Annotated in this window: 10 protein-coding genes; 5 read left to right on the top strand and 5 right to left on the bottom strand. The window is 72.1% G+C overall.

The features are described from left to right. Positions 1-37 precede the first annotated feature (37 nt). From ACH5AF_RS04990 to ACH5AF_RS04975, 4 genes are all read left to right on the top strand, one after another. Entirely contained in the window at positions 38-268 is a 231-nt protein-coding gene (locus ACH5AF_RS04990) for a hypothetical protein (protein ID WP_398900001.1), read from the top strand. Then, positions 265-387 carry a hypothetical protein gene (locus ACH5AF_RS04985; RefSeq protein ID WP_398900000.1) on the top strand — a complete coding sequence of 41 codons (123 nt, stop codon included), beginning with the start codon at positions 265-267 and terminating at the stop codon, positions 385-387. The genes ACH5AF_RS04990 and ACH5AF_RS04985 overlap by 4 nt, the downstream gene beginning before the upstream one ends. Positions 388-470: 83 nt before the next feature. Then, positions 471-1274, top strand: a complete 804-nt coding sequence (locus ACH5AF_RS04980) for a L,D-transpeptidase family protein (RefSeq protein WP_398899998.1) — start codon at positions 471-473, stop codon at positions 1272-1274. Between the two features lie 81 nt (positions 1275-1355). Further along, the gene (locus ACH5AF_RS04975) at positions 1356-3902 is read left to right on the top strand and encodes a SpoIIE family protein phosphatase (protein ID WP_398899997.1); all 2547 of its coding nucleotides are present in this window, start codon (positions 1356-1358) and stop codon (positions 3900-3902) included. A 12-nt stretch (positions 3903-3914) separates the two neighbouring features. On the opposite strand, the gene ACH5AF_RS04970 is transcribed toward ACH5AF_RS04975, so the two are convergent. After that, entirely contained in the window at positions 3915-4961 is a 1047-nt protein-coding gene (locus ACH5AF_RS04970) for a cation diffusion facilitator family transporter (RefSeq protein WP_398899996.1), read from the bottom strand. A gap of 345 nt (positions 4962-5306) precedes the next feature. Between ACH5AF_RS04970 and ACH5AF_RS04965 the strand changes: the two genes are divergently transcribed. Next, positions 5307-5585: a transglycosylase family protein gene (locus ACH5AF_RS04965; protein WP_398899995.1), complete on the top strand. Its 279-nt coding sequence runs from the start codon at positions 5307-5309 to the stop codon at positions 5583-5585. A 150-nt stretch (positions 5586-5735) separates the two neighbouring features. Here the strand turns inward: ACH5AF_RS04965 and ACH5AF_RS04960 are convergent, their stop codons facing one another. The 4 genes from ACH5AF_RS04960 to aspA all read right to left on the bottom strand — a co-directional run bounded on the left by ACH5AF_RS04960 (position 5736) and on the right by aspA (position 11962). Then, positions 5736-6230 (bottom strand): peptidylprolyl isomerase, encoded by a 495-nt coding sequence (locus ACH5AF_RS04960; RefSeq protein WP_398899994.1) that lies wholly within the window; start codon positions 6228-6230, stop codon positions 5736-5738. Between the two features lie 98 nt (positions 6231-6328). After that, on the bottom strand, positions 6329-9046 hold the full coding sequence (locus ACH5AF_RS04955) for a SpoIIE family protein phosphatase (protein WP_398899992.1): 2718 nt from the start codon (positions 9044-9046) through the stop codon (positions 6329-6331). Between the two features lie 303 nt (positions 9047-9349). Continuing rightward, positions 9350-10237 (bottom strand): arginase family protein, encoded by an 888-nt coding sequence (locus tag ACH5AF_RS04950; RefSeq protein ID WP_398899991.1) that lies wholly within the window; start codon positions 10235-10237, stop codon positions 9350-9352. A gap of 228 nt (positions 10238-10465) precedes the next feature. After that, entirely contained in the window at positions 10466-11962 is a 1497-nt protein-coding gene (aspA, locus tag ACH5AF_RS04945) for an aspartate ammonia-lyase (protein ID WP_398899990.1), read from the bottom strand. Positions 11963-12073: the final 111 nt, after the last annotated feature.

Raw genomic sequence — 12073 nt, 5'->3', positions numbered from 1 at the left:
GAGTCCCGGAAGTCGTCGTGGTCCACCACCTCCGCTCGTGCTCCATCCGGAGGCACGGTGGAGACGACGCCGTGCTCGACGTCCCCCCGGCGTGGGCGGCCACTCCTTCGGCGCGATGGGGACCGACCTCCCGGAAGGCGCCACGCTCGCGCTGTACACCAACGGTCCGATCGAGGCCCGCTGCCAGGACATCGAGGTGGGCCTTGTCGCCGTGCGCGCCGAACTAGCCCGATTCGCAGGTCAGTTGGAAGAGACGCGGACCGCGTGATCGAGAATCTGCTGGCGGATCCTACGACCGGCGACGCCGTGCTCGTTCTCGCCCGGCCCCGCCGCAGCACCCCGCGCCGCCCGTGGCCCGGACAGGCGGTCGGTGCCCCGGTCGAGTGAGTGTGCGGCACGGGTGACAGAGGCGGGGGCGGACCGGGTAGGCATGGCCGCGTTGTGCCCCGAGCGCCGGAGGATGCTGTCCCATGCCCCTCACCCCCCACAACGGCGCCGCAAGGTGGCTGGTGCCCTTCCTCTGCCTTGCACCGCTGCTCGTCGGCTGCACCGAGGAACCGCGCACGCCTGCCTCGCCGTCCGCACCGCCCTCCGCCTCCGCCGCCTTCTCGGGAGCACCGCCGACTGCCGGGCCGCCCGGAAGGCACGTCACCAGGGAGGACGCCCGGCCCCGGGCCGCGGCCGGGCGCCTTCCCGGGGTCGGGCCGGACACCGGCTCCCGTATTCCCGGCGGCACGCGCCAGGCCCTGGTGGTCATCGGGGAGACGCCGGAAACCAGCGTGGCCACCGCAGTGCTCTACGAACAGGACGGGACACGGCGGTGGCGCCGCACCGCCGGACCGTGGCCCGCGCACAACGCCCTCCGTGGCTGGACGCACGACCACTGGGAGGGCGATCTGCGCACACCGATCGGCGTCTTCGGGCTCGGCAATGCGGGCGGTCGGCTGCCGGACCCCGGGGCACTGCTGCCTTACGACCAGAACGAGGAATTCACCGCCCTGGGCACCGGCTTCCTCGGCGAACCCCTGGAGGGCTCCTTCGACCATGTGGTGGCCATCGACTACAACCGGATCCCGGGCACGACCCCGCTGGACAGGGGGAGGCCGCTGGGCACCGAGCGGGGCGGTGGTGTGTGGATCCATGTCGACCACGCCGGTCCCACCCAGGGGTGCATCTCGCTGCCCCGGGACGGCATGCGAGAACTGCTGCGCGCCCTCGATCCCGACAAGCAGCCGGTGATCGTCATGGGCCCTGCCGCCGAACTCGCGACTTGACGACACCGCGGGGCCGGCCCGGTGGCGACGCCGTCACGGCGCGGCTTGTGCGCGTATGGGCCGGGGTGGATTCTGGAGGTCATGAGCAGTGCCGGTTCAACCGCCACGAGTCCGTGGCACGCGGCGAACATATGGACCGCATGGAGCGTTCCGGAGAGTGCTGAGCTGGGTGGCCCTCTCGACGTCGCCGTGGCGGCCACGGTGGTTCTCGATGCCTGGAACACGGTCATCGGGTGGAGCCCCGCGGCCGCCTCCCTGCTCGGTTACCCGGGCGAGGAGGTCATCGGGCGGCCCGTCGACATGCTCCTGGGTGCCCACCCGGTCGAGAAGCCCGGTCGCACGGTGCACGACCTCCCGCCCAGCGGCACCGACACACGCCTGGCCCGGCACCGCGACGGCCGTCCGCTGCAAGTGGTCGTCCTCGTGTGTCCGCTCACCGGCGGCGGTGCGGCGGCGCGGATCCTGGTGATAGCCGAACTGGAGAGCCTGCGCCTGTCGGAGACCCGGCGGGCCATGCTCAACGGTCTGACCACCCAGTCGGCGATCGGACTGGCCGTCTACGACGCCGATCTGCGGCTGACCTGGGCGAACACGGCACACGACCTCGAAATGGGCCGACCGCTCGCGGAGTACCGCGGCAAGGCTCCCGATGAGCTGTACCCCGACGGCACCCTGTTGACCATGGGCGGGCGCACGCTCAACGACGTCATGCAACGGGTGATCGACACCGGCGAACCTGTGATCGACCTGCACTTCCGGGGCCCGCTGCCCAGCGATCCGGGCAAGGACCACGTCTGGTCGTGTTCGTACTACCGGCTCCTGGACGCCGACGGGCGTGTGCTGGGGGTGTGCGAGGACGCCTTCGACATCACGGACCGTTACGAGGTCCAGAACCGTCTGGAACTGCTCGTCGAGGCGGGACGACGGATCGGGACCACCCTGGACGTCGTCGTCACGGCACAGGAGATCGTGGACGTGGCCGTGCCCGACTTCGCGGGCGTCGTCACGGTCGACGTCGAGCGTGCCGTGCTGGAGGGAGGGGACCCGGCTTCCGATGTGCCGGCCGGTGCGGCGTTCGTCCGCGTCGCCACCGGCTGCGACCCGCGGGCCGCAGCGGAGGCCATGACGCCGGTGCCGTACGCCGAGGACGGTGACCCGGTGCCCGGGCGCGAGGGCGAGCCCGTCCGCCTGGTGCGCTACCCACGCGGCTCTCCACAGCTGCGCAGTCTGTCGTCGGGCGGCCGGGTGCTCGACGACAACACTCTGGTCGTGCCGCTGCGGAGCCGCGGCGGCACGATGGGCCTGGTCACCTTCGTGCGCACCGGCCGTCCCGCCGTCTTCGACAACGGCGAGGTCGCGCTCGCGGACGAGTTGACCGCCCGCGCCGCCGTGTCCATCGACAACGCCCGCCGCTTCACCCGCGAACACGTCGCGTCGCTCACCCTCCAGCGCCAATTGCTGCCCCAGCACCTTCCGCCGCAGCCCGCGGTGGACGTCGCCCACCGGTATCTGCCCACCGATGCCGTGGCCGGGGTCGGCGGCGACTGGGCGGACGTCATCCCGCTGTCCGGCACACGGGTCGGCCTCGTCGTCGGGGACGTCGTCGGCCACGGACTGCAGGCGGCGGCCACCATGGGCCGGCTGCGCACGACCGTGGAGGCACTCGCCAGGCTCGACATGCCGCCCGACGAACTGCTGACGCGGCTGGACGATCTGGTCGGCCGGTCGCCGGAACGACCCCCCGACCTGCTGGACAACACCGCGGAGTCCCAACGCGCGACAGCGGGCGGCGCGGGTGCTCCGGGCATCCCGCAGCCGGATGTGGCCATCGGCGCGACCTGCGTGTACGCCGTCTACGATCCGGTCTCCTGCCGCTGCTCGATCGCGCGCGCCGGGCATCTGCCGCCGGCGATCGTGAAACCCGACGGCTCCTGCGTCTTCCCCGACCTGCCGGCCGGACCGCCGCTGGGGCTCGGCGGAATGCCGTTCGAGGCCATGGAGATGGAGCTGCCGGAGGGCAGCCTGATCGCGCTGTTCACCGACGGCCTGGTCGCGGCGCGCGACCGCGACATCGACGTGGGGCTCGACCGGCTGGGACGGGTACTCGGCAGCGGCCACGCGCGTCCGCTGGAGGAGTTGTGCGACCGGGCGGCGGCCGAGCTGCGGCCCGGCGGCTCGTCGGCGGACGACGCCGCCCTGCTCCTCGTGCGTACGCGTCGTCTCGGCACGTCGCAGGTCGCTGTCTGGCAGCTGCCGGCGGAGGCGGTCGTGGTCGGCCGCGCCCGCGAACTCGTCACCGGCCAGCTGAGCGAATGGGGCCTGGACGAGCTGGCGTTCGCGACCGAACTCGTCGTCAGCGAGCTGGTCACCAACGCCATCAGATATGCCGAGGGGCCGCTGCATCTGCGCCTCATCCGCGACCGGGCCCTGCTGTGCGAGGTCGCCGACGCCGGCCACACCTCCCCGCATCTGCGCCACAGCACGGTCGAGGACGAAGGCGGCCGGGGGCTGTTCATCGTCGCCCAACTCGTGCAGCGGTGGGGCACGCGGTACACGAGCTCGGGCAAGATCATCTGGACCGAGCAGGAATTCCCCTCGGACCGGGTCGAAGGCTCGGACCGGCTCTGAGGCGCCCGCGGATCATGCCGCGTGGTGGGTGAGCGGTGCGTGCGGGTCGGCCGCGCCGGGCAGGGGCGCGGGGTCGGCATGAACCAGGGCTGCGGTCAGCCGGGGGAGCGCGTGCAGCAGCGCGTGCTCGGCGTCCACGGCCACCCTGTGCGCTTCGAGCACAGTCAGCCGGCCGTCGACGACGACGGCCACCTCGGCCCGCAGGCGGTGCCCGATCCAGCGCAGTCGCAGCTCACCCACGGCCCGTACGCCCCGTACGCCCTTCAGCGACTGCTCGGCCACATCCATCAGGGCCGGGTCGACCGCGTCCATCACCCGGTGGAAGACCTCCCGGGCGGCGTCCCGCAGCACCAGCAGGATCCCCGTGGTGATGGCGAGGCCGACGACCGGGTCGGCCAGGCGCCAGCCCAGGGCCGCGCCGCCGGCGCCGAGCAGGACCGCCAGCGAGGTGAAGCCGTCGGTGCGGGCGTGGAGCCCGTCGGCGACCAGCGCCGCCGAGCCGATCCTGCGGCCGGTGCGGATGCGGTAGCGGGCGACCCACTCGTTGCCCGCGAAGCCGATCACGGCCGCGGCGGCGACCGCGGGCAGGTGGCTCACCTCCCGGGGGTGCAGCAGCCGGTCCACGGACGACCACGCGGCGAACGCCGCCGAGGCGGCGATGGTCAGGACGATGACGATGCCGGCCAGGTCCTCCGCCCTTCCGTAGCCGTAGGTGAACCGGCGTGTGGCCGCTCTGCGGCCGAGGACGAAAGCGACGCCCAGCGGCACCGCGGTGAGTGCGTCTGCGGCGTTGTGCACGGTGTCGCCCAGCAGCGCCACCGAGCCCGACAGAGCCACCACGACCGCCTGCGCGGCCGCCGTGGCGCCGAGGACGGCCAGCGAGATCCACAGAGCCCGCAAGCCCTGGGCCGAGGCCTCCAGCGCCCGGTCGACCTTGGCGGCCGACTCGTGGGAGTGCGGGCGGAACAGGTGCGCGGCCCGGTGACGCATGCGGAACCACCCACCGGCGGACCCGTGGTGATGTGCGTGGTCGTCGTGTGCGTGCTCTGTCCCCTCCATACGGGCTACCGTCGCACGCGAAACCCATTGCGGCTACAGCCGTCCTACGGCCTCTGACCAGGTGCGACACGCTCGCAGATGCGGCCTGTCGGCCCCTGGGTACGCAGGTCACCACAATGCTCGTGACAACCCGACCCGCCCGTACGGCGAGCGCGGCACACGATGGAAGCAACAATGCGTGCCGCCTTCGTCACCTGCCCCTATGGTCATGGGCACCCTGCCCCGCCGCTGTGGCAGGTCTGCCGTCGAGAAAGGCGCCTGATGCCTCGTCAATACAAAGCCTCCGGAACGCGAGTCCGCGTCGGAGCAGGTCTGTACGTTGCTGCCTCGGCCTCACTCGTCCTGATGCTGGCCGCTCCCGGCGCCCACGCGGACGCCGCCCGGTCGGGTCCACGGGTCGACTGGGACGCCATCGCCCGGTGCGAGTCCAGCGGCGACTGGCACGCGAACACGGGCAACGGGCACTACGGGGGCCTGCAGTTCACTCGGTCGAGCTGGCGGGCCGCAGGCGGCCTGAGATACGCGCCACGCGCCGATCTGGCCACCAAGTCGGAGCAGATCGCGACGGCGAGGAGACTCGCGGCGATCCAGGGCATGGGCGCCTGGACCTGCGCCCGGCGTTGACCGCACCGGCGACGACGACAACAGCACGGCGGGCACGGCGCCTCCAGCGCCGCTCGCCGTCCCGCTCACCGGGCCGGGGCCGAAAACGCCCGTGGTCCGGAACCGGTCGACCGGCTCCGGACCACGGGCGTGTGACGACCGCGGCCGTGATCAGCCCTCGAGCACGCCCGACTTGGCGATCGTGACCTTCGACTTGACGGTGCCGCTGCGCGAGCCCAGCGACTCGATCCGCTTCACCACGTCCATGCCCTCGACGACCTCGCCGAAGACGACGTGCTTGTTGTCCAGCCAGTCGGTGACGATCGTGGTGATGAAGAACTGCGAGCCGTTCGTGTTCGGGCCCGCGTTGGCCATGGAGAGCTGGCCCGGCTTGGTGTGCTTGATCTGGAAGTTCTCGTCCGGGAACTTCTCCCCGTAGATGCTCCGGCCGCCCGTGCCGTTGCCGGCGGTGAAGTCGCCGCCCTGGAGCATGAAGTCAGGGATGACGCGGTGGAAGGACGAGCCCTCGTAGCCGAAACCGTGCTCGCCCGTGGCGAGCTCGCGGAAGTTCCTCGCGGTCTTGGGGACCACGTCGTCGAACAGGGTGAAGACGATCCGGCCGGCCGGCTGGTCGTCGATCGTGATGTCGAAGTACACATTGCTCATGACTGCATCCTGACATCTGCCGTCACCGCGGCGCACACCAGGCACACCGTCCGCACGCGTCGACCGGCGCGTCACATCGCAGCCTCACATCGGCAACGTCACGGACCGAGCAGCAGTTCCTGCGGCAGGTGACCGTCCGTCAGGGACTGCTCGGTCCAGATCACCTTCCCCGTCGGTGTGTACCGCGTTCCCCACCGAGACGCCAGCTGGGACACCAGGAACAGGCCGCGGCCGCCCTCGTCGGTGGTGGCGGCACGGCGCAGGTGGGGCGACGTGCTGCTGCCGTCGGAGACCTCGCAGACCAGGGCGCGCTCGTACAGCAGCCGTACATGGATCGGCTCGGAGCCGTACCGGATCGCGTTGGTGATCAGCTCGCTCAGCACCAGTTCCGTGGTGAAGCCCACATCGTCCAGCCCCCACTCCTGGAGCCGGCGGCTGCAGGCATTGCGCACCGGAGCGACGGCCGCGGGGTCGCGGGGGACGTCCCACGTGGCGACCCGCTCCGGATCCAGCAGGCGGGTGCGTGCCACGAGCAGGGCGATGTCGTCGCGGCGCGCCATGGGCAGCATGGTGCTGACCACCGCCTCGCAGATGTCCTCGGGCGGGCGGTCGGCGTGGTCGGACAGCACCGCTCGCAGAGCCTCCAGGCCGGCGTCGATGTCGCGGCTGCGGTGCTCGACGAGGCCGTCGGTGTACAGCACCAGACGGCTGCCCTCGGGCAGGTGCACCTCCGTGGCCTCCGTCGGCAGTCCGCCCAGGCCCAGCGGAGGCGCGACGGGCACCTCGATGAACTGCACGCTCCCGTCGGGACGCACCAGGGCCGGCGCCAGGTGCCCGGCCGTCGCCATGCTGCACAGGCCGGAGACCGGATCGTAGATCGCGTACAGGCAGGTGGCTCCGGTGGTCCCTTCGCCGTCATCGACGGGCTCGTCCTGGTCGATGCGGCTGACCAGTTCGTCGAGACGGGTCAGCAGTTCGTCCGGGGGCAGGTCGAGCGTGGAGAAGTTGTGGACCGCTGTCCTCAGGCGGCCCATGGTCGCCGCGGCGTGCAGCCCGTGCCCGACGACGTCGCCGACGACGAGCGCGACCCGCGCCCCGGGGAGCGGGATCACATCGAACCAGTCGCCCCCCACCCGCGCCCGCGCGGGCAGATACCGGTAGGCGATGTCCAGGGCGCCCTGGCTGGGCAGCACGTGGGGCAGCAGGCTGCGCTGGAGCGTCTCGGCCATACGGTGCTCACGGGTGAAGCGGCGGGCGTTGTCGATGGCGACAGCGGCACGGGCGGCCAGTTCCTCGGCGAAGGACAGATCCTCCTCCTCGAACGGATCGGGCCGCGCCGAACGCCAGAAGTTGACCATGCCCAGCACCCCGCCGCTGCCCGGCAGCGGTGCCGTGATCAGCGAGTGGACCCCATAGGCGAGGGCGTCGTCGGCACCCTGCTCGTCCTGCGCCCGCCAGGCGTCCGCGACGGTCAGATCGGCCTCGAGCACCGCATGACCGCCGGCCATGGCCGCGGCCATCGGTGTGACATGGGCGACGAAATGGATCACGTCTCCCACCGGCTGGAAGGGATGGTCCGCCCGAATGCCGCTCAGCGCGGCGCGGCGCATCGCCATGGGCGCGGGCGAGGGCTCGTCCCCCTGAAGCACCGCCTCGGGCAGCTCGACGGTGACGAAGTCGGCGAAACGGGGAACCGCCACCCGCGACAGCTCCTCCGCCGTGCGCACCACGTCCAGCGTGGTCCCGATCCGCACACCGGCCTCGTAAAGGATCTTCAGCCGTTCCCGGGCCACCTCTGCCGTGCCCGCCAGCGCCCGGAGCTCGGTGGTGTCGCGGAGCGTCGCCACATTGCCGGAGCTCCCGCCGTACGGGGCGGTCGGCCGCGTGCTCACGGCCAGCAGCCGGTCCCCGGCCAGCTGGACCTCGTCGGTCACGGCACGGTCGGAGACCAGCAGATCGGCGATGGCCGCGCCGAGGCCCAGCTCGTCGACGGGACGCCCGTCGGCGTCGGGCGGCAGCTCCAGGAGCCGGCGTGCCTCGTCGTTGGCCAGCATCAGGCGGTGGTCGCCGCCGACGATCAGGACGCCTTCGCGCACCGCGTGCAGGACCGCGTCGTGGTGCTCGTACATCCGGGTCATCTCGGCGGGGCCGATCCCGTGTGTCTGCCGCCGCAGGCGCCGGCTCACCAGGGCGGCGCTGCCCGTGGCCAGTGCGAGCGCGGCCGCGGCGGAGGCGAGGAGCATCGGGAGCTGCCGGTCCACCGCGTTGCCCACGTTCTCGATCTGCACACCCGCGCCGACCAGACCGATGACCGACCCGTCGGGGGCCGTGACCGGGACGACCGCCCGTGCGGCGTCGCTCGGAGCGCCTTTAAAGATCTCCGTGAACGCTTCCCCGGCCGCGGCCCGCTCGACCCCCTCGCTGACCTTGCCGACGAGGCCGGGATCGGTGTCGGCGTACCGGGTGCCGTCGGGCGCCATCACCGTGATGAAGTCGACCCCCGACTCCCGCCCGGCACTGTCCATGAGGGGCTGGAGGGCGGCGGTGGGATCGGGGGACCGCAGAGCGGCCACGATGCCCGGAGCATGGGCGAAGGAGGCGGCCGTGGCCAGCGACCGGTTCTGCGCCTCCTGCTCACTGTCGTGGCGCGCCTGCAGGACGAGGGCGATCACGGCGGCCGCGATCAGCAGCACCGCGACCACGACCTGGAGGAAGAGGACCTGCCCGGCCACCGTGCGGGAACCGAGCACGGACCGGGCGCCGCCGCGCGGGGAGTGCCGTGAGGCGTCGAGCCTGTCGAACCTGTGCCGGTTCATGGGACTCCTCCCGGGACCCGGGCGTCCGTGGCGGGCGGACCTCCGGTGAGGCGGCGGGCGGCCTGAGGCCGGGCCGAGGTGACGGCCCGATCATGACCCTTCAAGCATCGCATGCACCTTTTGGCGGATCGCGATGACGCAGAAGGCGCCGTGCGGCTGCCGCGTCGTCGGCTCAACGGCCGGGGCGTCGCCTCGGAGATGTCCGTGCCCGGCACGGGAAAGCCGCGGAGGAGCGTCTCCGCTCGCGTTCTGACTGCACCGGTGTCCTCGGCAGGCCTCCGCCCTCGCCGCGGTGGCAGTCGCTCAGCCGGGGCGTGCCGACAGGCCCCGGCGCAGGCACTCCACCAGGCGGGCGGCCATCGATCCTTCCGGATCCAGGCGAGGGTTGAAGATGGTGACGTCCAGGCCCCGCGCCCGTTCGTCGGCCAGTGCCGTACCGAGCACCGCCTCCAACTCCGCCCAGGTCAACCCGCCCGGCAGCCGGTAGTCGACGGCAGGCATGACGGCGTCGTCAAGGACATCCACGTCGAGGTGCACCCAGAACCCGGCCGTCTCCCCGGCGGTGAGCCTCTCGACCGCCACCCGTGCCGCAGCGGCGGCGCCCGTCGCGCGCACACGGTCGAGTCCCATCGCGTGCAGCCGCCGTGGCAGCGGCTGCATCCCGGCCGCTGCGGATTGGGCCTCGTCGCGGAAGCCGAAGGCGACGACGTCCTCGTCCCACAGCAGTGGTCCGCTGCCTTCGAGGTCGGTGAGGATCCGCGGGCCGCGCCCCGTTGCCAGGGCCAGCTCCATCGAGGCCGCCTCACCGGCCGGTTCCGCCGACGGCTGGTAGAAGTCGGTGTGGCCGTCGAGGAACAGCAGACCGTGGCGTCCGCGGCGGTGCAGGGCGAGGAGGTTGCCGAGCAGGATGCTGCAGTCCCCGCCGAGCACGAGCGGAAAGCCGCCGCGCCCCAGCACATTGCCGACCGCGTCCGCCAACTCGACCGAGTACCCCGCGATACCGGCGGCGTTGAGGATCCCGGTGTCCTCGTCCCGCCGCGGGTCGTACGCCGGAGCCTCGATCCTCCCGGCCCGTACGGCCCCCGGAAGGGTCGCCAGCCCGGCGGTCAGCAGGGCCTCGGGAAGGTCCTGGACGCCGGACGGCCGGAGCCCCAGGACGGACGGCGCCTCGATGATCTCCAGTGCCGGCATGGCGAAAACCCCTTCGTCGGCGAGGCGGCCGCAGGAACCGACAACGGTCCGGGCCCGGCACGACTCCCGGCCGGGTACGGCTCCGGCCCGGTACGGCTCCGGGCCCGGCCGTTGCGCATCGGCCGCGGACCGGACCCTATGCCGAGCCGCTCGGGGCGCTCCGGAGCAACGCCGCAGGCTCCGCTCCCGCGAACGCGAGCCACCCGCCCGGGCCCGCCGGCGGGCGGCTCAGCCGGCGACCGGCCCACCCGTCGCCGCGGCCGGGACCTGGGGACGCGCGGGATTGACGTGGCGACGCGCGGGATTGACGTGGGGACGTGCGAGATTGTCGGGAAGCAGGACGAGCTGTAGCTCGGCGCTGGTCAACAGCCTCTTGTCCAGGACAAGTTCATGCACGCTCCGGCCGGTCGCCAGCGCCTCCTGGGCGACGGCGGTGGCCTGCTCGTAGCCGATGTGCGGGTTCAGCGCGGTCGCGAGGCCGATGGACCGGGTGACGAGATCGGCGAGGTGCTCGCGGTTGGCGGTGATGCCGGTGACACAGCGTTCGGCGAGGGTCAGGCAGCCGGCCAGCAGATGGGTCAGGCTCTTGAGCAGGCTGTGGGCGATGACCGGTTCGAAGGCGTTCAGCTGGAGCTGGCCGGCCTCGGCGGCCATGGTCACCGTGATGTCGTTGCCGATGACCTCGAAGGCGATCTGGTTGACGACCTCGGGGACGACGGGATTCACCTTGCCCGGCATGATGCTGGATCCCGCCTGCACCGACGGCAGGTTGATCTCGGCGAAGCCCGCGCGCGGTCCGCAGGACAGCAGCCTGAGGTCGTTGCAGACCTTGGAGAGCTTGACGGCGATCCGCTTCAGCACGCCCGACAGCTGGACGAACGCCCCGGCGTCCTGGGTCGCTTCGACGAGGTCGGCGGCGACCGTCAGAGGCAGCCCGGTGATGGCGCGCAGATGGCGGCAGGCCAGCGCGGCGTAATCGGGGTGGGCGTTGAGCCCGGTGCCGATGGCGGTGCCGCCGAGATTGATCTCGCGGATCAGCTCGCGCGCCTCGGCCAGGCGCCTCTGGTCCTCGGCCAGCATGACGGCGTACGTGGCGAATTCCTGGCCCAGCGTCATGGGCACCGCGTCCTGGAGCTGGGTGCGGCCCATCTTCAGGACGTCCGCGAACTCCTCCGCCTTGGCAGCGAACGCCTTGCGGAGCACCTCCATGGCGTCCAGCAGCCGCTGTGCGGTGAAGTCGAGCGCGATCTTCACGGCGGTCGGGTAGACGTCATTGGTGCTCTGGCCCGCGTTGACGTCCTCCAGCGGGTGCAGTTGTCCGTACTCGCCCTTGCGGTGACCGAGGAGCTCCAGAGCGCGGTTGGCGACGACCTCGTTGGCGTTCATGTTCGTCGAGGTTCCAGCGCCACCCTGGATCACGTCCACCACGAACTCGCCGTGCAGCCGACCGGCCCGTATCTCCTCGCAGGCGCTCACGATCGCGTCCGCCTTGCGGCCGTCCAGCAGACCGAGGTCACGGTTGGCGAGCGCCGCCGCCTGCTTGACGCAGGCCAGTGCGGTGACGAGGTCCGGGTAGGCGGCGACGGGCGTGCCGGTGATGGGGAAGTTCTCCACTGCCCGCAGGGTGTGGATGCCGTAGTACGCGTCGCCGGGGACGTCCCGGTCGCCGAGCAGATCGTGCTCGCTGCGGGTTCCGGGGCGGACGAGGTCCTCGTGCGTGGCCATGGAGGTTCGGGCTCTCCTGTCGCGTGGGTACGCGGAGTCGGGGCGAAGGTGAAACGGGAAGGAAGAGGGGGAGCGGGAGGGGAGGCCGGCCGTGCCCGTGTGTGCCGTGGG

It is taken from the genome of Streptomyces sp. NPDC018833 (genome assembly GCF_044390825.1).
Lineage (GTDB): Bacteria > Actinomycetota > Actinomycetes > Streptomycetales > Streptomycetaceae > Streptomyces.
Note: the sequence above shows the minus strand (reverse complement) of the source record. Positions and strands in the feature narration are given on the sequence as shown.